The 24,183-nt window shown below is 73.4% G+C and carries 23 protein-coding genes; 22 read left to right on the top strand and 1 reads right to left on the bottom strand.

Features of this window, described 5'->3' with window-relative positions; all coding sequences use genetic code 11:
* Positions 1 to 7 precede the first annotated feature (7 nt).
* From NQ707_RS04780 to NQ707_RS04765, 4 genes are all read left to right on the top strand, one after another.
* A complete protein-coding gene (locus NQ707_RS04780; protein WP_404434979.1) occupies positions 8 to 1,534 on the top strand; it encodes an amidohydrolase family protein in 1,527 nt (508 codons plus the stop codon).
* A gap of 171 nt (positions 1,535 to 1,705) precedes the next feature.
* On the top strand, positions 1,706 to 3,109 hold the full coding sequence (gene brnQ / locus NQ707_RS04775) for a branched-chain amino acid transport system II carrier protein (RefSeq protein WP_404434978.1): 1,404 nt from the start codon (positions 1,706 to 1,708) through the stop codon (positions 3,107 to 3,109).
* A 348-nt stretch (positions 3,110 to 3,457) separates the two neighbouring features.
* Positions 3,458 to 4,495 carry a M20/M25/M40 family metallo-hydrolase gene (locus tag NQ707_RS04770; RefSeq protein WP_404434977.1) on the top strand — a complete coding sequence of 346 codons (1,038 nt, stop codon included), beginning with the start codon at positions 3,458 to 3,460 and terminating at the stop codon, positions 4,493 to 4,495.
* Positions 4,496 to 4,505: 10 nt separating this feature from the next.
* Positions 4,506 to 5,030 (top strand): O-acetyl-ADP-ribose deacetylase, encoded by a 525-nt coding sequence (locus NQ707_RS04765; protein WP_058731651.1) that lies wholly within the window; start codon positions 4,506 to 4,508, stop codon positions 5,028 to 5,030.
* Between the two features lie 96 nt (positions 5,031 to 5,126).
* On the opposite strand, the gene NQ707_RS04760 is transcribed toward NQ707_RS04765, so the two are convergent.
* Entirely contained in the window at positions 5,127 to 5,639 is a 513-nt protein-coding gene (locus tag NQ707_RS04760; protein WP_058731650.1) for an inorganic diphosphatase, read from the bottom strand.
* A 137-nt stretch (positions 5,640 to 5,776) separates the two neighbouring features.
* Between NQ707_RS04760 and dacB the strand changes: the two genes are divergently transcribed.
* The 18 genes from dacB to NQ707_RS04670 all read left to right on the top strand — a co-directional run bounded on the left by dacB (position 5,777) and on the right by NQ707_RS04670 (position 24,013).
* A complete protein-coding gene (gene dacB / locus NQ707_RS04755; RefSeq protein ID WP_404434976.1) occupies positions 5,777 to 7,219 on the top strand; it encodes a D-alanyl-D-alanine carboxypeptidase/D-alanyl-D-alanine-endopeptidase in 1,443 nt (480 codons plus the stop codon).
* Between the two features lie 77 nt (positions 7,220 to 7,296).
* Entirely contained in the window at positions 7,297 to 8,715 is a 1,419-nt protein-coding gene (locus NQ707_RS04750; RefSeq protein ID WP_358292548.1) for a glucose-6-phosphate dehydrogenase, read from the top strand.
* A gap of 3 nt (positions 8,716 to 8,718) precedes the next feature.
* Entirely contained in the window at positions 8,719 to 10,050 is a 1,332-nt protein-coding gene (locus tag NQ707_RS04745) for a zinc-dependent metalloprotease (protein WP_129357942.1), read from the top strand.
* Positions 10,050 to 11,396 (top strand): tRNA lysidine(34) synthetase TilS, encoded by a 1,347-nt coding sequence (gene tilS, locus NQ707_RS04740; RefSeq protein WP_404434975.1) that lies wholly within the window; start codon positions 10,050 to 10,052, stop codon positions 11,394 to 11,396. The genes NQ707_RS04745 and tilS overlap by 1 nt, the downstream gene beginning before the upstream one ends.
* Before the next feature lie 55 nt (positions 11,397 to 11,451).
* A complete protein-coding gene (gene hpt, locus NQ707_RS04735; RefSeq protein ID WP_058731113.1) occupies positions 11,452 to 12,003 on the top strand; it encodes a hypoxanthine phosphoribosyltransferase in 552 nt (183 codons plus the stop codon).
* Positions 12,004 to 12,151: 148 nt separating this feature from the next.
* Positions 12,152 to 14,356, top strand: a complete 2,205-nt coding sequence (ftsH, locus tag NQ707_RS04730; protein ID WP_058731112.1) for an ATP-dependent zinc metalloprotease FtsH — start codon at positions 12,152 to 12,154, stop codon at positions 14,354 to 14,356.
* Positions 14,357 to 14,361: 5 nt separating this feature from the next.
* The gene (gene folE / locus NQ707_RS04725; protein ID WP_058731116.1) at positions 14,362 to 14,931 is read left to right on the top strand and encodes a GTP cyclohydrolase I FolE; all 570 of its coding nucleotides are present in this window, start codon (positions 14,362 to 14,364) and stop codon (positions 14,929 to 14,931) included.
* Positions 14,928 to 15,860, top strand: coding sequence for a dihydropteroate synthase (folP, locus tag NQ707_RS04720; RefSeq protein ID WP_404434974.1), 933 nt, complete (start codon positions 14,928 to 14,930; stop codon positions 15,858 to 15,860). Before folE ends, folP begins: the two co-directional genes overlap by 4 nt.
* Before the next feature lie 78 nt (positions 15,861 to 15,938).
* Complete coding sequence (gene folB, locus NQ707_RS04715) at positions 15,939 to 16,352, top strand: dihydroneopterin aldolase (protein WP_058731110.1); 414 nt, start codon at positions 15,939 to 15,941, stop codon at positions 16,350 to 16,352.
* A complete protein-coding gene (gene folK, locus NQ707_RS04710; RefSeq protein ID WP_058731109.1) occupies positions 16,349 to 16,849 on the top strand; it encodes a 2-amino-4-hydroxy-6-hydroxymethyldihydropteridine diphosphokinase in 501 nt (166 codons plus the stop codon). Before folB ends, folK begins: the two co-directional genes overlap by 4 nt.
* Positions 16,850 to 16,855: 6 nt before the next feature.
* On the top strand, positions 16,856 to 17,401 hold the full coding sequence (locus NQ707_RS04705) for a DUF3180 domain-containing protein (RefSeq protein ID WP_061225390.1): 546 nt from the start codon (positions 16,856 to 16,858) through the stop codon (positions 17,399 to 17,401).
* Entirely contained in the window at positions 17,361 to 17,924 is a 564-nt protein-coding gene (locus tag NQ707_RS04700; protein WP_404434973.1) for a PH domain-containing protein, read from the top strand. Before NQ707_RS04705 ends, NQ707_RS04700 begins: the two co-directional genes overlap by 41 nt.
* Positions 17,921 to 19,669: a PH domain-containing protein gene (locus NQ707_RS04695; RefSeq protein ID WP_404434972.1), complete on the top strand. Its 1,749-nt coding sequence runs from the start codon at positions 17,921 to 17,923 to the stop codon at positions 19,667 to 19,669. The genes NQ707_RS04700 and NQ707_RS04695 overlap by 4 nt, the downstream gene beginning before the upstream one ends.
* Complete coding sequence (locus NQ707_RS04690) at positions 19,666 to 20,607, top strand: Rossmann-like and DUF2520 domain-containing protein (protein ID WP_058731106.1); 942 nt, start codon at positions 19,666 to 19,668, stop codon at positions 20,605 to 20,607. Before NQ707_RS04695 ends, NQ707_RS04690 begins: the two co-directional genes overlap by 4 nt.
* A 108-nt stretch (positions 20,608 to 20,715) precedes the next feature.
* The gene (gene panC / locus NQ707_RS04685; protein WP_404434971.1) at positions 20,716 to 21,669 is read left to right on the top strand and encodes a pantoate--beta-alanine ligase; all 954 of its coding nucleotides are present in this window, start codon (positions 20,716 to 20,718) and stop codon (positions 21,667 to 21,669) included.
* A 53-nt stretch (positions 21,670 to 21,722) separates the two neighbouring features.
* Entirely contained in the window at positions 21,723 to 23,267 is a 1,545-nt protein-coding gene (gene lysS, locus NQ707_RS04680) for a lysine--tRNA ligase (protein WP_404434970.1), read from the top strand.
* A gap of 3 nt (positions 23,268 to 23,270) precedes the next feature.
* Complete coding sequence (locus NQ707_RS04675; protein ID WP_061225395.1) at positions 23,271 to 23,492, top strand: hypothetical protein; 222 nt, start codon at positions 23,271 to 23,273, stop codon at positions 23,490 to 23,492.
* A gap of 170 nt (positions 23,493 to 23,662) precedes the next feature.
* Positions 23,663 to 24,013 (top strand): Lsr2 family protein, encoded by a 351-nt coding sequence (locus NQ707_RS04670; protein WP_061225396.1) that lies wholly within the window; start codon positions 23,663 to 23,665, stop codon positions 24,011 to 24,013.
* The last annotated feature ends 170 nt before the right edge of the window (positions 24,014 to 24,183 follow it).

Below are 24,183 nucleotides of genomic sequence, written 5' to 3'. Positions count from 1 at the left end.
AGTAGGCATGAGCTCCACCGGACACCTCCTGCGCAGCCTTCGCGATCCTCGCACCGGAGAGACCCTGGACGCCCGGATCCGGGACGCCCGCGTGCGCCTGGCCCCGCCCGGTGCCCTCACCCCGGAACCGGGGGAGACGGTGCTGGACGCCGAGGGCCGCTGGCTGATCCCCGGCCTGTGGGACCGGCACGTGCACGTGGACCAGTGGGCCCAGGCCCGCACCCGCCTGGACCTCACCGCGGCCGACAGTGCCGAACAGGCCCTGCAGACCGTGCGCGCGCACCTGACTCAACGTGAGCGGGCGGAGGACCTGGAGCCCGGAGAGGCCCTGTTCGGCTTCGGGTACCGCTCCTCCGTGTGGCCGCGCCAGCCCACCGTGGCCGAGCTGGACGCCGTGACCGGGCCCCGCCCCGTCGTGCTGATCAGCGGGGACATGCACAACGGCTGGCTGAACACCACCGCCCTGCGGATGCTGGGAGCCCCGGAGACCGACGGCGCGCTGTCCGAGAACCGCTGGTTCCCCCTGTACTCCCAGCTGGAGCGGCACATGCCGGACACCGCCCGACTCATCCCGCAGACGCTGCGCGATGCCGCCTCCCGCGGCGTGGTGGGCCTGGTGGACCTGGAATTCGCCGCCAACCACCGGGTCTGGCCCGAGCGCCTGGCCGCGGGGCTGAACCTGCTGCGCGTGCGCACCGGGGTGTACCAGGAGCACCTGGAGGAGGTCGTCGAGGCCGGGCTGCGCACCGGGGACCAGCTGTGCTCCCCGGAACAGGACCCGGAGGGGCTGCTGCGGATGGGGCCGCTGAAGATCATCTCCGACGGATCCCTGGGCACCCGCACCGCCAACTGCTGCTCCCCCTATCTGGGCTCCCCGGATCCCACCCGCCCCTCCGGGGTGCAGAACGAGAGTCCGCAGCGCCTGCGACGCCTGCTGGGCGCGGCCCACGAGGCGGGGCTTCAGGTGGCCCTGCACGCCATCGGCGACGCCGCCGTGCGCCACGCCCTGGACGCCTACGCCGCCACCGGGGCGCGCGGGTCCATCGAGCACGCCCAGCTGATGCGCCGGGAGGACCTGCCCCGCATGGCCGCTCTGGGGATCACCGCCAGCGTGCAGCCGGCGCACCTGCTGGATGACCGGGACGTCACCGACGTGCTGTGGGCGGATCGGGCCGAGCGCAGCTTCATGCTCGCCTCCATGCTGGCCGCGGGGATCCCGCTGGCCTTCGGCTCCGACGCGCCGGTCTCCCCGCTGGATCCCTGGCTGGAGATGGCCGCGGCCGTTCACCGCTCCGGGGACGCCCGTCCCGCCTGGCACCCGGAGGAGGCCATCGGCGCGCAGGCCGCGCTGCGGGCCTCGACCGGGGGCCGTCTGGTGCCGGCCGACGGCGACGTCGCGGACCTGGCCATCGTGGAGGACAACCCCCTGGCCCCGGCCGCGGACACCGCCGAGACCGGGGCGCGGCTGCGCGGGATGCGGGTCTGGGCCACCTTCCTGGCCGGTCGCCCCACCCACGGTCCGACGGCGTGCTGAGCCGTCCCGACGCCGCCCTCGTCTCCCGCGGGCCTCCCATCGGGTGGGACGCGCCCCGGCGCCCCTCGGCAGTGTTTCACATAGTGGTACGCGTGGCCGGAGAGTGAGGGCGAGGTCTAAGCTGGGGGCGCTCTCCACTCGCATCGTCAGGCTCACCGCCGGAGGACCCCCATGACCAACGCCCCCGAAGCGGCCCCCGGCCGCCCCCGCCGCACCGAACGCACCGGGGTGGTCATCGTCGTCGCGGCGATGATGCTGTTCTCCATGTTCTTCGGGGCGGGCAACCTCATCTTCCCGCCCATCCTCGGGGCGTCCTCCGGTGAGAGCTTCGTGCCCGCGGTGCTCGGCTTCCTCAGCTCCGGGGTGCTCCTGCCGGTGCTGGCCGTGCTGGCCATCGCCATCACCGGTCGGGACGTGCAGGACCTGGCCAGCCGCGGTGGGCGGGTCTTCGGCGTGATCTTCCCGGTGCTGATCTACCTGTCCATCGGCGCCTTCTACGCCCTGCCGCGCACCGCCACGGTCAGCTTCTCCACCACCATCACCCCCAACTTCGGCTGGGACTCCTGGGGCGCCACCGCCCTCTTCTCCGCGGTTTTCTTCCTCATCACCCTCGCCCTGGCCTTCGACCCGCGCAACATCGTGGACGCCCTCGGCAAGTTCCTCACGCCCGCCCTGATCATCCTGCTGGTGATCATGGTGGTCCTGGGCATCGCCAATCTGCACTCGGATCCCGGTGCCGCGACCGAGGAGTACGCCAGCCACCCCTATTCCGCCGGGTTCCTGGAGGGGTACCTGACCATGGACTCCCTCGCGGCCCTGGCCTTCGGCATCGTGGTGGTCTCCGCGCTGCGCCAGAAGGGCGTGCCCACCGGCCCCGCCCTGGTGCGCGGGGTCAGCCTGTCCGGGATCATCGCCGGGGCGCTGCTGGCCGTGGTGTACGTGGGCCTGGGGGTGATCGGGCACCGGATCCCCGACGCCGCCGGCTACCCGGACGGCGCCTCCCTGCTCTCCGCGGCGGCCGCCCAGACCATGGGTCGGCCCGGCGCGTGGGTCTTCGGTCTGATCGTCCTGCTGGCCTGCCTGACCACCTCGGTGGGTCTGCTGGGCGCCACCTCCGAGTTCTTCGCCAAGCTCGTGCCCGCGATCTCCTACCGCTGGTGGGCCGTCATCTTCACGATCATCGCGTTCCTGGTCTCCACGCTGGGGCTGAGCACCGTCATCGCGATCGCCGGGCCCATCGTCGGCTTCCTCTACCCGGCCGCGATCACCCTGATCTTCCTGACCCTGGTCGAGCCACTGCTGCGTCGTCGCCTGAACCTGACCTACGTGTTCTCCCTGACCGTGGCCATCATCTGGTCCGCCCTGATGAGCGCCGATTCCCTCGGCTGGGTCTCCTCCTGGATCGAGCCGCTGATCGGCTGGGCCCCGGGCTACGAGCAGGAGCTCGGCTGGTTCTTCCCCACCCTGGCCGCCGCGATCGTCGGCTACATCATCGACCTCTCCCGCGGAGCCAAGAAGGCCGTGCCCGTGGGCGGGGAGACCAAGGCCGAGGCCGAGGACCGCGTCCTGGGCTGAAGGCGGCAGCCACCACCTGGAGGAAAGCCCCATGCCATCCCCTGACCCTGCACGGGAGAACAGCGACCCGCTCCTCCGTCACCGGCTCCGAGGCTTCCCGCGAACGGGCGATCGAGGCCTCCGCAGATACCTACGACGCCCTCGTGAACCTGCTCCGCGCCCGGGTCGCCCGGCGCACCGAGAGCCAGGGCGGCGGGCACCGGGACCGGGCCCTGGCCTACCTCGCCGAGGAGATCGCCCCGCAGCTGGAGGACCTCGGGTTCTCCTGGCGGATCGCGCAGAACCCCGTCTCGGCGAACCATCCCGCGATCATCGGCCGGCGCGTCGAGGATCCGCGGCTGCCCAACCGTGCTCGTGTACGGGCACGGCGATGTGCAGTTCGGGCACGCGGACGACTGGAGCGAGGGTCGCAGCCCCTGGCACCTGAGCATCGAGGGCGATGCCCTCTACGGCCGGGGCAGCGCGGACAACAAGGGCCAGCACACCGTCGACCTGTGCGCCCTCGGCGCCGTCATCGGGGTGCGTGGGAAGCTCGGCTACAACGTCACGGTTCTGATCGAGATGGGCGAGGAGGCCGGCTCCGTGGGGCTGAGCGAGATCGTCCGCGAGCACGCCGGGGACCTGCACTCCGGCAACTGGGGCGGGCGAGTGCGCAACCCCGCGACCGTCCTGGCCGCCGCGATCGGCGCCTTCGTGGACGGGGACGGGGTGATCCGCGCGGACTTCCTGCGCCCCACGCGGATCCCCGACCCCGTGCGCCGGGCCGTGCAGGCCCTGCCCGAGCCCGCCGACGACGGCGGCCCGGCCGTCGACCGTGACTGGGGCGAGCCGGGGCTGAGCCCGAACGAGCGGGTCTTCGCGTGGAACACCGTCGAGGTCCTCGCTCTGGAGGCCGGTGATCCGGCCGAGCCGAAGAACGCGATCCCCGCCCGGGCCCGCGCCGTGCTGCAGCTGCGCTACGTCGTCGGCACGGACGTCTCCGACTTCGCCGCGAAGGCCGAGCGGGTCCTGCGCGAGCGCGGCATCCGCGGCGTCACGGTGCGCGCTCATGAACCGGTTCCCGCCACTCGGCTGGATCCCGCTGCCCCCGTGGTGCGCGCGGCCGAGGTCTCGATCGCCGAGACCGTGGGTCGGGAGCCCGCCGTCGAGCCGAATCTGGGCGGGACGATCCCCAACGCCGTGTTCGCCGACCAGCTCGGCCGGCCGACCGTGTGGATCCCGCACTCCCCCCCCCCGGGGTCCAACCAGCACGCCCCGGATGAGCACGCGCTGGCCTCCGTACTGCGCGAGGGCCTGCGGATCATGGCGGGGGTGTTCTGGGACATGGGCGAGCGACCCGAGCAGTGGTTCCGCACCGGCCCGGACCGGCCCGGGATCCGCGGCTAGGGTGGGGCTCATGGAGCTGATCATCCGACCCGGGGACATCACCCGCACCCAGGCCGACGCGATCGTCAACGCCGCCAACCACACCCTGTACGGCGGGGGAGGGGTGGACGGGGCGATCCACCGCGCCGGGGGACCCGAGATCCTGGCGGCCTGCCGCCGGCTGCGCGCCGAGCGCTTCCCGGACGGTCTGCCCACCGGGCAGGCCGCGGCCACCACCGCCGGGGAGCTGCCCGCCTGCTGGGTCATCCACACCGTGGGACCCACCTACGCGAAGACCAAGTACGAGCAGAAGGCGCCCCTGCTGGCCTCCTGCTACCGGGAGTCCCTGCGGGTGGCCGCCGAGCTCGGTGCCGCCTCGGTCGCGTTCCCCGCGATCTCCGCGGGGATCTACGGCTGGCCCATGGACGACGCCGCGCGCATCGCCGTGGAGACGGTCCGCGCCACGGCCGAGGAGGTCGGCGAGACCGTGCGCACCGTGCTGTTCACGCCCTACGGGTCGGCGGCCGAGACCGCCTTCCGCGCCGCCTTCGGCTGAGCGCGGGGCATGCGATACGACAGAGGCCGCGCCTCCCGAGAGCTCAGCTCTCGGGAGGCGCGGCCTCTGCTGCGCGGTCTGCGCGGGGGCCGGACGTCAGTCCTGCTCGGCCTCCTGGGCGGAGTCGTAGTCCGAGTGCTGGAAGCGCTCGATGGCGTCCTGGACCATCTTCTCCGCTGCCTCCTTGCCGTCCCAGCCCTCGCCCTTGACCCACTTGCCGGCCTCGAGGTCCTTGTACCGCTCGAAGAAGTGCTGGATCTCGTCCTTCAGGTACGGGTTGACGTCGCCCAGGTCCTGGATCTCGTCGTAGCGCTTGTCGGTGGCCACGCACAGCACCTTGGCGTCCCCGCCGGCCTCGTCGGTCATGTTGAACACGGCGATCGGGCGGGCCTCCACGATGACGCCGGGCACGACGTCGACGTCGAGGATCACCATCGCATCCAGCGGGTCCCCGTCCTCGCCCAGGGTGTCTTCGAAGTACCCGTAGGCGGTGGGGTACTGCATCGAGGTGAACAGGACCCGGTCCAGGCGCAGCCGTCCGGTCTCGTGGTCGATCTCGTACTTGACGCGGGACCCGCGGGGGATCTCGATGGTGACGTCGCGCTCCATGATGTGCTCCTTCAGCTGTTCGGCGATCGGGATGCGGTGCCCGCCGTGCGGCGGGCGGCTTCCCCCAGGCTAACCGACGCCGCCCCGGTAGAGTGGAGCCGCACCCGCCCACCCCGCCGCCTCGAAGGATCCCCGCCATGAGCAGCACCGCCCCGCAGGCCCCGTCCCGGGATCGGCGTCGCACCCGCCGGTGGTGGTCCGCGGCCGGGATCCTCGGCATCGCCTGCCTGGGCTCGGGGGCCGTGATCGTCCCGCAGGCGGCCGAGCACTGGGAGGACCTCACCGAGACCCCGCAGATCGCCGCCGCCGCACCGGCAAGCCCCTCCGCCGCGCCGGTGAGCACCCTGGACCCGGACGCCGCGCAGCCCGGTTCCGAGGCGGTGGCCAGCGCCCTGCGCACCGCGCAGCGGGACTTCCGCGGCGGCTCCCTGACCGCGCAGGTCGCCGACGCGCGCACCGGGGACGTGCTGTACTCCGACGACGCCGCCAAGCCGGTGATGCCGGCGTCGAACCTCAAGCTGCTCACCGCCTACACCCTGCTGTCCCACCAGGACCCCTCCGCCCGCTACGAGACGGGCGCCTACCTCGGGGCGGACGGGAGGTCCGTGGTGCTGCGCGCCGGCGGGGACACCATGCTCAGCCCCGACGAGGCCCGGCAGGGGGTCGACGGGCGGGCGAGCCTGCGGGACCTGGCCCGCCAGACCGTGGACTCCCTGCACCACCGCGGGGTCACCGGCACCGTGCCCGTGCGCCTGGACGCCTCCCGCTTCACCGGCCCCGCGGTGAGTCCGGCGTGGAGCGCGGAGGACGTGGCCAGCGGCTACGTCACCGGGGTGCACCCCATCGCCCTGTGGGACCATCACACCCAGGAGCCCGCCGACCCCGAGGAGACCTCCCACCGCCCGGACGACGCCGCCCAGGACGCCGTGGCCGCGTACCTGCGGGATCTGGATGCCGCCGGGTCCGCCCACGGCCTGAGCTTCACCGACGCCGGGGCGGCCGACGCGCAGGATCGGGAGGCCTCCCAGCGCCTGGGTGCGGTGGAATCCGCGACGGTGCTGGAGCAGACTCGGTACATGCTCGACGAGTCGGACAACGTGCTGGCCGAGGTGCTGGGCCGCAACGCGGCGGTGGCCGCCGGGAAGGAGGGCTCTCAGGAGGCCGCGATCGCGCTGGTCCGGGAGACCCTCACCCGGGACGGGATCGGCGTCGAGGGCCTGGAGCAGGCGGACCTGTGCGGGCTCTCGGACCGCAACCGCGTCACCCCCGCGACCCTGGTGCAGACCGTGCAGCACGCGGTCACGGCCGATGACGCCCGGGCCCAGCTGGTCTCCGCCCTGCCGACCGCCGGACTGGACGGCACCCTGGCGGCCCGCTTCGAGGCCGCCGACGAGGCCGCCGGGCGCGGGTACGTGCGGGCCAAGACGGGGACCCTGCTGAAGGTCTCCTCCCTCTCCGGGGTCACCACCACCGAGGACGGGCGCCTGCTGGTCTACTCCTTCGTGGTCAACGACCTCACGGACCTCACCGCCGCCAAGGACATGCTGGACCGCTCCGCCGCCGCGCTGACCCGGCTGTAGCGCCGCCCGCTCACCCCGTGGCGAACGCGCGGGATCCTCCCTGGATTCGTCGCGGGCGAACGGGTTGAGTGAGAGCCATGACTGACACCCCGCAGACCTTCGTCATCCTCGGCGCCAACGGCGACCTCACCGAGCGGCTGCTGCTGCCCGGCATCGCCTCCTACCTCGCGACCGGGGCCGTGGACCAGCCGCTGAAGATCATCGGCTCCGGGCGCCACGCCAATGACGAGTTCCCGCAGACCGTGCGCGAGGTCTTCGCCCAGACCCTGGGGGCTGACCCCCTGCCCGGTCCGGTGGTCGAGGGCACCGCGCAGCAGGCGGAGTTCCGCGTCAGCGACGCCACCGACGCCGAGGACCTCGCGGGGCTGCTGGAGCACGAGGCCGGCCCCGTGGTCCTGTACTTCGCGCTGGCCCCGGCCGTAGCGGTGGACACGGTGGACGCCCTGGCCCGGCTGAAGGAGCAGGGGCGGCTGCCGCGGCGGCTGATCCTCGCGATGGAGAAGCCCCTGGGCACCGGGGAGGACTCCGCCAGGGAGCTGGACGCCAAGCTCGCGGACCTCGTCCCGGAGGAGGACGTGTACCGGGTGGACCACTTCCTGGGGATGCCCGGGCTGCTGTCCCTGCTGGGGCTGCGCTTCGGCAACCGGCTCTTCGAGTCCGCCTGGTCCCGGGAGGGCATCGAGAGCATCGACATCCTCTTCGAGGAGACCCTGGGCCTGGAGGGCCGGGCGGACTTCTACGACGGCACGGGGGCGGCCGAGGACATGCTGCAATCCCACCTGCTGCAGGTCATGGGCCTGACCCTGATGGACCCGCAGGGGGACATCGACGGCGCGGCGATCCAGGAGGCCAGCGCCGAGATCATCTGCTCGGCCCGGGTGGCCGAGAGCTCCGCCGACGGCGAGGGTCCAGCGGTGGTGCGCGGGCGCTACACCGCCGGTGAGGCCGGGGGCAAGAGCCTGCCCTCCTACGTGGACGAGGACGGGGTGGACCCGTCCCGGCAGACCGAGACCTACGCCCGGGCCACCCTGGCGGTGGACGCCGAGCGGTGGCGCGGGGTCCCCGTGACCATCGCCTCCGGCAAGGCCGTGGGCGAGCCGCGTCAGGAGATCCGCATCCGGTTCCGTCCCTCCGCCCGCAGCGCGGATCTGCCCGGGGTGCAGGAGGCCCGCCCGGGGATGCTGCGCATCGGCCTGCAGGACGAGGTCATCGCGATCGACGCGAACGTGGGCGGGGAGTACGACTCCCGGGGCCTGGGGCGGATCACCCTGTCCTCCCACGTCCGCCAGGCCCCGCTGACCCCCTACGGCTCGGTGGTGCGCGGGATCTTCGAGGGTCGGCGCACCTTCAGCGTCAGCGGGCGGGCCGCCGAGCAGGGCTGGCGGGTGCTCTCCGAGATCCGCGCCGCCTACGACGACGGTCGCGCGCCCCTGCTGGACTACCCGGCGGGTTCCGCGGGCCCCGTGCCGGCGGACGAGTCCGCCGCGGAGGCCTGAGCCATGGCCCAGCCCAGGACCCCCGCCTCGAGTCCGTCCCCCGACGCCGCCGTCCCCGCCGGATCCGCCGGGGCGCCGGGACAGCCCGCGCCCGAGGTCATCGGCTGGGAGGCGGCCGCCGCCGCGGCCCGTCGCCTGGCCCCGGCCGGGCCGCGGCTGTCCCGCCGGGAGGCCGGGGCCGTCGTCGAATCCGTGCGGTACCAGGCGAATGCCGCGGTGGACCACGTCCACGCCATCACTGGCTTGGAGGCGGCGCGCAACCTGCACGACTCCGAGGTCCTCGTGGTGGACCGGGCCGGCTGGTCCCGGGCCAACGCCCAGACCTTCGCCTTCCTGCTCAACCGCCTGCTGGCCGTGGGACCGGGGAAGCGGGTTCAGGACATGTCCGGGCTGGACCGGCGGGTCACGGCCGCCGGGGCCGCCGTCGAGCTGGGCGGGCTGCTGGCCTTCCTGTCGGGCAAGGTGCTCGGCCAGTACGATCCCTTCGCCGCGCTCGGCGGGCACGGGGCCGCGGGCGGGCGCCTGCTGCTGGTCGCCCCGAACATCGCGATGCTGGAGCGGGAGCTGAACGTGGAGCCGGAGGACTTCCGGCTGTGGGTGTGCCTGCACGAGCAGACCCACCGGGTGCAGTTCGCGGCCGCCCCCTGGCTGCGCGGGCACCTGCTGGAGCTGATCACCCGGCTGCCGGAGGGCCTCGGCGGAGGAGGCGGCGAGCTGGTCCAGCGCCTGGGGGAGGCCGCCCGGCGGGCGCTGTCCGCCCGCCGCGAGCAGGACGGGCAGGACTCCCCGGGCGGGGAGCGGCCCGTGCCCGGCAACCGGATGAGCCTGCTGTTGGATGAGGACTCCGCCGCCGCGCTGTCGCAGCTCACCGCGATCATGAGCCTCATGGAGGGCCACGCGAACGTGGTCATGGACGCGGTGGACGCGAGCATCGTGCCGACCGTGAAGACCATCCGCCGCCGCTTCGACGCCCGCCCCCAGCGCGGCCTGCTGGACCGGGCGATGCGGCGGGCGCTGGGCCTGGACCTGAAGATGCGCCAGTACCGGGACGGCCAGGAGTTCGTGCGCACCATCCTGCGCGAGCGCGGGATGGACGCCGTCAACCGGGTCTGGGAGGGCCCGGAGCACCTGCCCAGCGAGCGGGAGATCCACAACCCGCACCGCTGGATCGCCCGGGTGCTGGACGGCGCGCCCGAGGACTCCGCCCCTGCGGACGACGCGGCGGCATCCGCCCGGGCGGTCGGCACCGGAGCCGACGGGACGGACGCCGAGGGGGCCGGATCCGACGCGCCTGGATCCGAGGCGCGCGGCGTCGACGGGACGGAGCGGCGCTGATGGCTCAGAGCGGACGCACCGGACGCCTGCACCCCGCCGTCGGCGCCGCCCGACGCCGCCTGGCCCGCCACCTCGCCGAGCACGCGGGCCTGGAGACGACTCCGACGGGGCGGGCCGCGCGCTCAGCGGAGGCCGGGAGGCGGGCGGGCCGAGGCGAGCAGGACCCGGCCTCCTCGCCCGGGACCCCGAGCGCCCCCGCCGCGCCCCGCGCAGACGAGGGGCCGCTGCTGCTGGTCGCCTGCTCCGGCGGGCCCGACTCCCTGGCCCTGGCCGCGCTCACCGCGCACTTCGCCCGCCGCGGGGACCTGCGGGCCGGGGCGATCGTCGTGGATCACGGGCTGCAGGAGGGCAGCGCGCAGGTCGCGCGGCGAGCCGCCGAGCAGTGCCGGGAGCTGAGCCTGGCCCCCGTGCTCATCCGGCGGGCCGCGGTGGAGCCCGGCGGGCACGGCCCCGAGATGGCCGCGCGCATCGCCCGCTACCGGGCCTTCGAGGAGGCCGTCGCCGAGCTGGGGGAGCAGGGCGAGACCGTGGCCGGCATCCTGCTGGGCCACACCCGCGACGATCAGGCGGAGACCGTGATGCTGGGCCTGGCCCGCGGCTCCGGAACCCGCTCCCTGGCCGGGATGCCGCCGGCGCGCCCCCTGGCCGGGCTCGGCATCGACGGCGAGCCGATCACCGCCCCGAAGAGCGAGCCGCTCACCGCGTCGATCGCGACGCCGCCCGACGAGCCGCCGCGCGCCGATCCCGACGGGACCGACGAGACTCCCTCGGCCGCCCTGCTGCTGCGGCCCCTGCTGGGCACCACCCGGGAGGAGGTCGAGCAGATCCTCGCCGCCGAGGGGCTGAGCCCCTGGCGGGACCCGAGCAACGCGGACACCTCCCTGCGCCGAAACCTCGTGCGCCACGACGTCCTGCCCCACCTGGAGCGCACCCTGGGCCCCGGCATCGCTCAGGCCCTGGCCCGCACGGCCGAGGTGCTCACCGAGGACGCGGACCTGCTGGATGCCCTGGCCGCCCGGCGGGCGCAGGACGCGCGCGCGGACCCGGGGCGCTTCCACCCCGTGCCGGAGCAGGCCCTGGCCGCGCTGTCCCTGGGGGTGCTGTCGGGCACCCACCCCGCCCTGCGTCGGCGCATCCTCGCGGCGGCCCTGCAGGAGGCCGGGGGTGCTGCGCCCACCCACGAGCGCCTGGCCGCCCTGGAGGAGCTGCTCGGCGGCCGGGGCAATGCCGGTCCCGTGCAGATGCCGGGTAGAGTGACCGTGTGGCGCCGCCGGGCGCTGGAGCGGCGAGCCCCCGAGCCAGAGGCCGCGGGGGCGCTGATCCTGACCCGCACCCCGGCGGGGTGATCCGACCCAGCGGCACCGCGGCCACCGGCAGCATCACGGAAAGCAGGAGACCCCAATGGATGCGAACGACGTCAGCGAGGACCTCAAGAACGTCCTGTTCACCACGGAGCAGATCCGGGAGAAGGTCGCCGAGCTCGCGGCCCAGATCGACCGCGACTACGAGGACCGCGACGTCCTGCTCGTCGGGGTGCTCAAGGGCGCCGTGATGATCATGGCCGACCTCTCCCGCGCCCTGCACGGGCACTACACGATGGACTGGATGGCCGTGTCCTCCTACGGCTCCGGGACCAAATCCTCCGGGGTCGTGCGGATCCTCAAGGACCTGGACACGGACCTGCACGGCCGGGACGTGCTCATCGTCGAGGACATCATCGACTCCGGGCTGACCCTGTCCTGGCTGAAGTCCAACCTGGAATCCCGCGGGGCGAACTCCGTGGAGATCTGCGCGCTGCTGCGCAAGCCGGCCTCCGTGAAGACGGACGTGCCGGTCAAGTACATCGGGTGGGACATCGACCCGGAGTTCGTGGTCGGCTACGGCCTGGACTTCGCGGAGCGGTACCGCAACCTGGACTTCATCGGGACCCTCGCCCCGCACGTCTACTCCTGACGCGCCGCCGTCTGCGGCAGCCCCCCGTCCCCGCGCGGCGTCCGCCGTGAGGGAAGTCCGGGAGGCCCTGCCGGCTCCCGGCGGTAGTCTGTCACGAGACCGCTCGCGCCCCACGACGCATCCACGACGATCGGAAGGCACCACCAGCTTGGCCACCAACACCAGTCCCCAGAAGAAGACCGTCCGCCAGCGCCTCTTCAAGGGACCCTACTTCTGGATCGTCCTGGCCCTGGTGGGCCTGGCGACGGTGCTGTTCACCACGATGTCCGCGGAGACCAACCGCGTGGACACCAACGTCGGCATCGAGCTGCTGCAGGACCACAAGGCCACCGAGGCCAAGATGTACGACGGCGACCAGAAGGTCGAGCTCTCCCTCAAGGACGACTACACGGAGGGGGACCGGAACCTCGGCAAGTCCGTGGTGTTTTACTACGTCGAGCCGCGCGCCGAGGACGTCGTGCAGGCCATCGACGACGGGGACCTGAAGGGCTACACGGATCAGCCCGTGGAGAGCAACTGGTTCACCTCCCTGCTGGGGCTGATCCTGCCGTTCCTGATCATCCTGGCGCTGTTCTGGTTCCTGCTCTCGCGCATGTCCGGCGGCGGCGGGCAGCTGATGCAGTTCGGCAAGTCCAAGGCCAAGAAGTTCAACAAGGAGAACTCCACCGTGAAGTTCTCCGACGTCGCCGGGGCGGACGAGGCCGTGGAGGAGCTGCAGGAGGTCAAGGAGTTCCTCACCGATCCCCAGCGCTTCACCTCGGTCGGGGCCAAGATCCCCAAGGGCGTGCTGCTGTACGGCCCTCCCGGCACTGGCAAGACCCTGCTGGCCAAGGCCGTGGCCGGCGAGGCCGGGGTGCCGTTCTTCTCCATCTCCGGCTCGGACTTCGTGGAGATGTTCGTCGGCGTCGGCGCCTCCCGCGTGCGGGACCTGTTCGAGCAGGCCAAGCAGAACGAGGCCGCGATCATCTTCGTCGACGAGATCGACGCCGTCGGACGCCAGCGCGGGGCCGGCATGGGCGGGGGCAACGACGAGCGCGAGCAGACCCTGAACCAGCTGCTGGTGGAGATGGACGGGTTCGACGAGAACACCAACATCATCCTCATCGCCGCGACCAACCGCCCCGATGTGCTGGACCCGGCCCTGCTGCGCCCGGGGCGCTTCGACCGGCAGATCGGCGTGGACGCCCCGGACCTGAAGGGCCGACGCCGCATCCTGGAGGTCCACTCCCAGGGCAAGCGCCTGGCGGACAACGTGGACCTGGCCCAGGTGGCCAAGAAGACCCCGGGCTTCACCGGCGCGGACCTGGCCAATGTGATGAACGAGGCCGCGCTGCTCACGGCCCGCTCCAACGCCCAGATCATCGACGACCGCGCCCTGGACGAGGCGATCGACCGCGTCCTGGCCGGCCCGCAGCGCCGCTCCCGGCTGATGAAGGAGCTGGAGCGCAAGATCACCGCGTACCACGAGGGCGGGCACGCCCTGGTCGCGGCCGCGCTGCGCAACACGGATCCGGTCACCAAGATCACCATCCTGCCGCGCGGGCGCGCCCTGGGCTACACCATGGTCATGCCGGTGGACGACAAGTACTCCACGACCCGCAACGAGCTGCTGGACCAGCTGGCCTACGCCCTGGGCGGGCGGGTCGCCGAGGAGCTGGTCTTCCACGACCCCTCCACCGGTGCCGCCAACGACATCGACAAGGCCACCAAGACCGCCCGCAAGATGGTCACCGACTACGGCATGTCCGCGACGATCGGGGCGATCAAGCTCGGCTCGGATGACACCGAGCCGTTCATGGGCCGCGACGGCGGAGCCTCCTCCCGCGGCTACTCCGAGAAGACCGCCGCCCAGATCGACGTCGAGGTGCGGGCCCTGATCGACCACGCCCACGACGAGGCCTACGCGATCCTCACCGAGAACCGGGATGTGCTGGACCGGCTGGCCTTCGAGCTGCTGGATAAGGAGACCCTGAACGAGAAGGAGATCGCGGAGGTCTTCAAGGACGTCCGCCAGCGCCCGGTGCGCGAGGTCTGGCTGTCCAAGGAGACCCGCCCGGTCTCCGAGATCCCCCCGATCACCACCCCCGCCGAGCAGGCCGAGGCTCGCCGTGAGGGCACCCAGGACCCGGCGGAGATGACGCCGCAGGACCAGGCCGTGGCCGCCAAGCCCGAGCACCCCCTCGAGGTGCCCCGCAACCACACCGGCACCACCCCTCCCGGCACCGAGTCCGACGGCGGCGCCCAGGGCGGGCCCGGCGCCCAAGGGCCCCAGGGCCCCCAGCCGGGCCCCGACGCCCGGGAGCCCGAGCAGGACGGAGACGGCCCCCGGCCCGCCGGGCCCTGGAGCCGGTGATGCCCATGGACCTGCCGCGCATCGAGGCGGCCGTGCGGGAGATCCTGCTGGCCGTCGGCGAGGACCCGGACCGGGACGGGCTGCGGGAGACCCCGGCCCGGGTGGCCCGCTCCTACGCGGAGGTCTTCTCCGGGCTGGGGCAGGACCCGGCGGATCTGCTGGCCACGACCTTCGACATCGGCCACTCCGAGATGGTGCTGGTCAAGGACATCACCTTCCACTCGATGTGCGAGCACCACCTGGTGCCGTTCTTCGGCACCGCCCACATCGGGTACATCCCCGGCGCGGACGGGCGGGTCACCGGCTTGTCCAAGCTGGCCCGGCTCGTGGACCTCTACGCCCGACGCCCCCAGGTCCAGGAGCGGCTGACCACCCAGATCGTGGAGGCGATGGAGCAGTTCCTGCGCCCGGCCGGGGCGATCGTCGTCGTGGAGGCCGAGCACCTGTGCATGGCCATGCGCGGGGTCGCCAAACCCGGCGCGCACACCGTCACCTCGGCGGTGCGCGGGCAGCTGCGGGACCCGGCGACCCGCGCCGAGGCGATGGGCCTGATCCGCGGGGGTGAGCGTCGGTGAGCGCCCGCTGGCCGAGCCTGCCCACCGGGCGCACCCTGGTCATGGGCATCCTCAACGTCACCCCGGACTCCTTCTCCGACGGCGGAGAGCACCTGGACCCGGAGGCCGCCGTCGCCCACGGGCTGGCCCTGGTCCGCGATGGCGCGGACGTCGTGGACGTCGGCGGGGAGTCCACCCGCCCCGGGGCCGAGCCCGTGGATCCGGCTCAGGAGCGGCGGCGCATCCTGCCGGTGGTTCGCCGGCTCACCGAGCGCGGCGTCGTCGTCTCGGTGGACACCCTGCACCCGGACACCGCCGAGGCGGCCCTGCAGGCCGGCGCCGGGATCGTCAACGACGTCTCCGGGGCCCGGCTGGGCGAGGAGATGATCGAGCTCATCGCCCGCACCGGTGCGCCCTACATCCTGACCCACGCCCGCGGGGACTCCGCGACCATGGACTCCCTGGCCCGGTACGCGGACCCGGTGGCGGAGGTGCGCGCCGAGCTGCTGGGGCTGCGCCAGCGGCTGCTGGACGGCGGGGTGGACCCCGCGCAGATCGTGCTGGACCCGGGCCTGGGCTTCGCCAAGGGCGGGGATCAGGACTGGCGGCTGCTGGCGGGGCTCGATGCCCTGACGGGGCTGGGCCATCCCGTGCTGGTCGCGGCCTCCCGCAAGCGCTTCCTGGGCTCGACGCTGGCCGCGGCGCGCGCCGAGCACCGGCCCGGGGCGCAGCTCCCGGACGGCGCAGCGACGCCGGATGAATCGGGGGCTCCCGGCGGTTCGGGCAGCGCTCAGCCGCAGACCCCCGGTCCCGTCGAGCGCGACGTCGCCACCGCCGCCGTCTCGGTGCTCGCGGCCCGGGCCGGGGCCTGGGCGGTGCGGGTGCACGACGTGCGGGCCACCGCGGATGCGCTGGCCGTGCAGCGGGCCTGGAGCCGGGCCGGCGGCTGAGCCGCAGCCCCGGGACGGGCGGCGCTGGCCCGGGCATCCCATCGACCATCACATCGTCGCGAGCACCGAGGAGGAACGGTGGAGCAGAACCAGGACGGCAGCGGCACCGCGCCCCGGCAGGGGAGTGCGGGCCGGGACCGGATCACCCTGATCGGGGTGGGCGCCGTCGGCACCCACGGGGTCCTGGAGCAGGAGAAGAAGATCGCCCAGCCGTTCTTCACGGACGTGATCCTCTACCGGGACCTCAGCCAGGCCGGACGCACGGACGATCTGTCCCGCACCGTGGACTACGGTGCGGTGGCCGAGACGATCAAGGACGTCGTGATGGGTCCGAGCGTGGAGCTGATCGAGACCCTCGCGCACACCATGGCCCAGCGGATCCTGGAGCGCTTCCCGGTCGACGCCGTGGAGCTGACGGTGCACAAGCCCAAGGCCCCCATCGAGGTCACCTTCGGCGATGTGTCCGTGACGATCCACCGGGAGCGCGCATGAGTGTGGACGCGGTCCTGGCTCTGGGCTCCAATCAGGGCGAATCACGGCGCATCCTCGCGGAAGCCGTGGGGCGTCTGGGCGAGCATCCCCGCGTGAGCGTCACCGCCCGCTCCCCGGTGGTGATCACCGCGCCGGTCGGGGGACCCGTCGACCAGCCGGACTTCCTCAACATGGTCGTCGGGGTGCGCACGGATCTGCGGCCCTTCGCCCTGCTGCGCTGGTGCCAGGAGATCGAGCATCGGTTCCACCGGGTCCGCACCGTGCGGTGGGGCCCGCGCACCCTGGACGTGGACATCATCTCCTACGGGGGTCTGCACATGGACGAACCCGAGCTGGTCCTGCCCCACCCGCGGGCCGGGCAGCGGGCCTTCGTGCTCGCCCCCTGGGCGCGGATGGACCCCGACGCCCAGCTGGACGGGATCCGCGTGGCCGCGCTGGCCGAACGGGCCCCGGACGCCGACGGCGTGCGCGGCTGGCTCACCGAGGACGGGAGCTGATCCGCGATGCGTCCTCTGCGTCCCCGATGGCTGGCCCTGATCTGGACCGCGGGCCTGGTCGGCGCCCTCCTGCTGTCCCTGCTCGTGCCCGGCGGCCTGCTGGTGCTGCCCTGGATCACCCTGGCCGCGCTGATCGTCCTGGCGATCGCGGTGCTGGTGCTGGCCCGCCGGGTGCGCGCCCACGTGCGGGATCCGCGCGGGCGTCCGGTGGAGCCGCTGCTCGCGGCCCGCACCGCGGTGCTGGCGCAGACCTGCGCGGTGTTCGGCGCCCTGGCCGCGGGATGGGCCGCGGGGCTGCTGATCCGGGAGCTGAGCCTGCTGCGCTGGCGCAGCGCCACCGAGGATCTGCCCCTGATCATCGCGGACCTGGTGGTCGGGGCTCTGGTGTGCGCGGCCGGGTGCGTGGCCGAAGCCTGGTGCAAGCGCCCACCGGATGATACGGATGAGGGGCCCCAGCACGCCGATCCCCGCCGCGCCCAGCGCCGGGACATCCCCGAAGGAGAGGGTGGCTATGCCCGAGACCGCCAGAGCCCGGGTCCGACCCGGCAGTGACCGCTTCGAGGCCCGCCTGGCCGCCCTGGACGCCTGGGATGCCCCCTGGCAGCGGATGGACGCGCGGTATCCGGCGAGCATGCTGCTGGCTCGCGGCCTCGGCTGGCTCATCGTCCTGCTGCTGGCCGCCGCACCGTCGGTCCTGGGACTGCTCGGACTGCTGCCCGGCGCCTGGACGGCGGTCGGCCTCGTCGTGCTGGGCCTGCTGCTGATCTGGGCCGCGGCGGACCTGCTGCTGATCCCCCGGCGGGCCCGCGCCATGGGGTACGCCGAGCGGGAGGAGGACGTGCTGGTGCGCCGCGGGGTGCTCAGCCACCGGGTCACCGCCGTGCCCTACGGCAGGATGCAGTACGTGGAGGTCTCCCAGGGGCCCTGGCAGCGGCTGTTCGGCCTGTCCTCGGTGACCTTCCGCACCGCCTCGGCCGCCGCGGACGTCTCGATGCCCGGGGTCTCCCGGCAGGAGGCGCGCCGGCTGCGCGAGGAGCTGAGCCGGCGCGGCCGCGAGCGGATGGAGGCCCTGTGAGCCGCGCGCCCCACCCGTCCTCCCCGGACGCCGCGCCCGCGCCGCAGCCGTCGGAGGACCCGATGAACCGGGAGGCGCCGGGGCAGCCCGAGGCGGGGCCGCAGTGGCGCCGGGTGCATCCGCTGACCCCGCTGGCCCGCTTCTGGATCACCGCGGTGCTGATCCTGGTGCTCTTCCTCCGGCCCCTGATCGAAGACGTCATCACCGGGGAGACCGACGCCGAGGACCTGGTGCGCGGCGCCGAGGAGATGGCCGGCGGGGTGAGCCTGCTCGCCGTCCTGACGGTGCTGGCGGCGGTGGCCGTGGTGATCGGGGCGATGGCCCTGACCTGGTGGTTCACCCGCTGGGCCGTCACCGAGGATTCCGTGCACGTGCGCGAGGGCATCCTGCTGCGCAAGGAGCGCCAGGCGCGGCTGGAGCGGGTCCAGGCCATCGAGATCACCCAGCCGCTGCTGGCCCGGCTGCTGCGGCTGGCGGAGCTGCGCTTCGACGTCGCCGACGCCGAGGACGCCGCCCTGCACCTGCGCTTCCTGAGCCTGCGCCAGGCCGAGGACCTGCGCGGGCGCCTGCTCTCCCGGGCCCGCCAGCTGCGCGCCCCCGCGACGCCGGGTTCAGGTGCCGCCGCCTCGGGAAACGCCGCCCCGGAGAACTCCGCCGCGCAGGACTCCGACTCGCGGGACCCGCGGGTGGTGCAGGCCAGGGGCGGCTCGATCGGTCCTGCCTCGGGGACGGTCGCCGCCGGGGGTCCCGACACCGGGATCTCCGAGGGCGGGGTTCCGCAGAGCGAGGCGCCCGAGGGCCTCGCGGAGCGGGAGGTGCTGCGCGTTCCCCTCGCCCGCGCGGCCGCGGCCCCGCTGCTGTCCGCGGGGCTGCTGAGCTCCCTGCTGGCCATCCTGCTGATCGCCGTCGCGCTGGGCTGGGCCGCGGACAGCGCCGGAACGGCCGTGGCCGGGGTGCTGCCGATGCTGCTGGTGGCCGGCAGCACGGTGTGGTCGGCCGTGAACGCCGGCGCCGGATTCCGGGTGCTGGAGGCCGACGGCGGCCTGCGCACCCGCGCGGGCCTGACCGACACCCGCGCCCAGTCCATCCCCCTGGGCCGCATCCACACCGTCGGGATCGAGCAGCCGCTGCTGTGGCGCCTGCCCGGGTGGTATCGGGTCCGGCTGACCAGCGCCGGGATCGGCGCGGGGGAGGGCTCCGAGACCCGCTCCGTGCTGCTGCCGGTCGGCACCCAAGCGCAGCTGCGTCGGCTCCTGCCGTACGTGCTGGGACCCGTGGTCCAGGATGAGGCCCCCGGGGCGGAGGATCTCGCGGCGGCGCTGCGCGGCAGCGGCACCGGCCACGGGTTCACCGTCTCCCCGCCGGCGGCGCGCTGGCTGGCCCCGCTGACCTATCGCCGCAGCGGATTCCTGCGCGACTCCGGGGCGCTGCTGCTGCGCGGCGGGCGGCTGACCCGGCAGCTGAGCGTGGTCCCGCAGCGGCGGGTGCAGGGGGTGGTCCTGGAGGACGGACCGCTGCTGCGCCGGCTGGGGCTGGCCGATCTCCAGCTGTGCACCGTGGCCGGGCCCGTGGACACCCGGGTGCGCCGACTGGCCCGGGTCGATGCCCTGGCCCTGGCCCGTGTCCTCGCCGTCCCGGCGTCGGAGGATCCCTCGGCGCGGGGGCCGGTCCGCGCGTCCGTGGGGCAGCAGCCCTCCCCGACCTCCGCAGCAGCAGAACCCGAGAACGAGGAGCCCACCGCATGAGCCCGCAGCAATCGCCCGCCGCCCGTCCCGGACGCCTCGGCATCGGGGTGATCGGGGCCGGACGGGTCGGGGCCGTGCTGGGCGCGGCCCTGCGCGCCGCCGGGCACGCGATCACCGGGGTGCACGCCGTGTCCGAGGCATCGCGCACCCGGGCGGAGTCCCTCCTGCCGGGTGCGCCGCGCTGGGAGATCCCCGAGATCATGGAGCGCAGCGAGCTCGTGCTGTTCGCCGTGCCCGACGACGCCCTGGCCCCGCTGGTGCGGGGCATGGTGGACGGCGGGCACGTCAGCAGCGGGCAGCTGCTCGTGCACACCTCCGGGCGCAGCGGCACCGAGGTCTTCGACACGGCCCGAGCCCGCGGGGCCGTGGGGCTGGCCATCCACCCGGCGATGACCTTCACCGGGCTGTCCCTGGACCTGGACCGGCTGCGCTCCTGCCCCTTCGGGGTCACCGCCCCCGCCGCGTTCCTGCCGGTGGCCCAGGCGCTGGTCGTGGAGATGGGCGGGGAGCCCGTGGTGGTGCAGGAGGGGGACCGGCCGCTGTACCACGCGGCCCTGTCCCACGGGTCCAACCACCTGGTGACCCTGGTCGGGCAGTCCCGTCAGATCCTGGAGAGCATCGGGGTGCCCGAGCCGGGGCGGATGCTCGCCCCGCTGCTGCGGGCGAGCCTGGACAACGCCCTGGCCAGCGGGGACGCCGCCCTGACCGGTCCGGTGGCCCGCGGCGATGTGGGCACGCTGGCCGCGCACCGGGAGATCCTGGAGGGCTTCGCGCGGGAGGAGGACGCCGCGGACATCGGCCGGGCCTACCTGGCGATGGCCCGGGCCAGCGCCGAGCGGGCGCACCGGCGCGGGGCGCTGTCCGCGGCGGCCCTGAAGCAGGTGCTGGGGGCCCTGGAGGAGGACCGGCAGCCCCCGCACGGCGCCGAGTACCGGTAGACTCTCCTGCCGAAACCCCGAACCACGGTCCCGCCCCCGCCTCCGCGCCCCCGTCGAAGAAGGAGCGCCCCGACGGCGGGTCGGACCCCGCGAGAAGGACTGTCGAGCATGACCGAGCTCATCGTGGCCCGCACCCCGGAGGAGCTCTGCGCGCACCTGGCCCAGCGCGTGGGCCAGGCCGAGGCCCGCAACCTCGCCGCCGTCGAGCAGCGGCGGGCCGCCGGGCAGACCGAGGAGGACGTCGCCCCCGAGGCCCCGCGGGTGGCCACCGTGGGCCTGGTGCCCACGATGGGCGCCCTGCACGAGGGCCACGCGACCCTGATCCGCCGGGCCCGGGAGCAGAACGACGTCGTCGTCGTGTCGATCTTCGTCAACCCGCTGCAGTTCGGTCCCGGCGAGGACTACGACCGCTACCCCCGCACCCCCGAGGCGGACCTGGAGCTGCTGCGCGGGATCGGGGTGGATCTGGTGTTCCTCCCCGAGGTGCAGACCCTCTACCCCGGCGGCGAGCCGCTGGTGCGGGTCACCTCCGGGCGGCTGGGCGAGCTGTTCGAGGGCTCCCGGCGCCCGGGGCACTTCGACGGGGTGCTCACCGTGGTCAACAAGCTGCTGAACATCACCGCCGCCGGCGCCTCCGGGCACCCGCTGCGCGCCTATTTCGGGCAGAAGGACGCCCAGCAGGTGGCCCTGGTCCAGCGGATGGTCTCGGACTTCGCGCTGCCGGTGACCATCGTGCCGGTGGCGATCGTGCGCGACGACGACGGCCTGGCCCTGTCCTCGCGCAACGCCTACCTGTCCGCCGAGGAGCGCACGGCCGCGCTCGTGCTCTCCCGGACCCTCGCCCTGCTGCGGGAGGAGGGCCTGTCCCGCGGGTACGCGGGCATCGACCTGGACGCCGCCCGGCAGCGCATCGAGCACGCCGACGGCGTCGAGCTGGACTACCTGGAGATCGTGGACCCGGAGACCTTCGAACCCCCGACCGAGGACTCCCCGCGGGCCCTGGCCCTGGCCGCGATCCGCGTGGGCGCCACCCGCCTGCTGGACAACATGGACGTGGTCTGAGCCCACCCCTGCCGAGACCCGGGAGCCCGCGGCCACGCGCTAGGCTGGAGGGCGTGACTTCCGCAGAATCCCCCCAGGCCCCCGAGACCACCCCGGCCGTCGAGGCCGAGCGCGCCCAGGCCGCCGCCGAGGCGAACGAGCAGATGCGGGTGCGCGCGGACAAGCGCGCCGCCCTGCTGGCCGTCGGACGCGAACCCTACCCGGTGGGGGTCCCCGTGACCCGCACGATCCCGAGCGTGCGGGCCCAGTACGAGGGGCTCGCCGCGGGGGAGGAGACCGGTGACGTCGTCGGGGTGGCCGGGCGCGTGGTCTTCCAGCGCAACACCGGCAAGCTGTGCTTCGCGACCCTGCAGTCCGGGGACGGCACCCGCCTGCAGGCGATGCTCTCCCTGGCCAAGGTCGGCCAGGAGGCGCTGGATGAGTGGAAGTCCCTGGTGGACCTGGGCGATCACGTGTTCGTGCGCGGGGAGGTCATCAGCTCCCGCCGCGGCGAGCTGTCCGTGATGGCCGACGAGTGGGCGATGGCCTCCAAGTCCCTGCGGCCCCTGCCGACCCTGCACAAGGACCTCAACGAGGAGACCCGCGTGCGCCAGCGCCACCTGGATCTCATGGTGCGCCCGGAGGCCCAGCAGGTGGTGCGCACCCGGGCGAAGATCATCTCCACGGTGCGCCGGGTGCTGGAGGAGCAGGACTACACCGAGATCGAGACCCCGATCCTGCAGCTGGTGCACGGTGGGGCCACCGCGCGCCCCTTCGCCACGCACCTGAACGCCTTCGACCAGGGCATGACTCTGCGCATCGCCACGGAGCTGTACCTCAAGCGCGCCGTGGTCGGCGGGATCGAGCGGGTCTACGAGATCGGGCGGGTCTTCCGCAACGAGGGCGTGGACTCCACGCACAGCCCGGAGTTCACCACCCTGGAGGCCTACCAGGCCTACGGGGACCAGTACACGATGGCGGAGCTGATCCGCTCGGTCATCCTGGCCTGCGCGGATGCCCTGGGCGTGCGCGAGATCCCCTCCGAGCACGGCACGATCCACCTGGACGGCGAATGGCGCTGGCTCGGGGTGTACCCGGGGCTGTCCGAGGCCGTGGGCGAGCAGATCACCCCGGACACCTCGGCCGAGCGGCTGCGGCAGATCGCCGCCGAGCGCGACGTCGCGGTGGATCCGGCGTGGGATGCCGAGAAGCTGGTGATCGAGCTGTTCGGGGAGATCGTGGAGCCGACCCTGATCGATCCGACCTTCGTGTGCGACTACCCGCCGTCGGCTCAGCCGCTGGCCCGCCCGCACCGGGAGAAGGAGGGGGTCATCGAGGCGTGGGACCTGATCATCGGCGGGATGGAGCGCGGCACCGCGTTCTCCGAGCTGATCGATCCCGTGATCCAGCGCGAACGGCTCACCGAGCAGTCCCGGAAGGCCGCCCGCGGGGACGACGAGGCCATGCAGCTGGATGAGGATTTCCTGCGCGCCCTGGAGTCGGCCGCACCGCCGATGGGCGGGCTGGGTCTGGGCCTGGATCGGCTGGTCATGCTGTTCACCGGGCTGGGGATCCGCGAGACCATCCTGTTCCCCCTGATGAAGCCCGAGCAGGATTAGGCCGTGGAATATCTGGCGGTGCTGCTGCCCTCGATCGGCCTGGGCGTGCTCTTCTGGCTCATCATGCGCTGGATCCTGCGCGCGGACAGCCGGGAGCGGCGCGCCCACGCGGCCGCGGAGGAGGATGCGCGCACCTGGTATGAAGGGGTGCGCCGACGCGAGGGTGGGGATGCGATCTTCTCCTCTCCGAGAGAGCCAGACGCAGAGAAACCTGGGAATTCGTGAATTCATCGCCGCGGAGATTGTATTCTCCGCGGCGATGTTGTTATCCTCGGAATCGAACGAGCCGCAGCGCGCGATGTGAGATGCGAAGGACGATCCGCTGGATCGGATAATCCGGATCCTCACCGTTCAGGCGCGTGGCAATGACGTGAGCGAATCGGCAGGAGAACACCATGGCTCAGAAAGTGAAGATCATTCTCGAGGACGATCTGCAGGGCGGACCGGCCGATGAGACCGTCCGCTTCGGGCTGGACGGCGGACAGTTCGAGATCGACCTGACCACCGAGAACGCCTCCAAGCTGCGGGATGCGCTGCGTCCCTACGTGGCCAAGGCCCGCCGGGTGCAGGCCCGCACCGGCCGCGGCGGCGGAAAGCAGTCCTCCTCCTCCGGTCAGGCCCGCAACCCCGAGACCGCGAAGATCCGCAAGTGGGCCAAGGAGAACAACTACGACGTCTCCGATCGCGGCCGCATCCACCAGGAGATCCAGGACGCCTACTACGCCGCGATGAAGAGCGGGAAGTAGACCCCTCCCGAACCACGCCTTCCGCCCCGCGGGACCTCGCGGGCGGGACGCGCATCAAGCCCAGGGCGGAAAAGCGCACGTGCTTTCCGCTCTGGGCTTGATGCGTCTCTCGCCGGTGGCGAACAGTCCGCACGCGGGCTTTGGGCGTGCGTAGCATCGAGGGCAAAGCC

Source organism: Rothia sp. BD8 (assembly GCF_044878465.1).
Lineage (GTDB): Bacteria > Actinomycetota > Actinomycetes > Actinomycetales > Micrococcaceae > Rothia > Rothia kristinae.
Note: the sequence above shows the minus strand (reverse complement) of the source record. Positions and strands in the feature narration are given on the sequence as shown.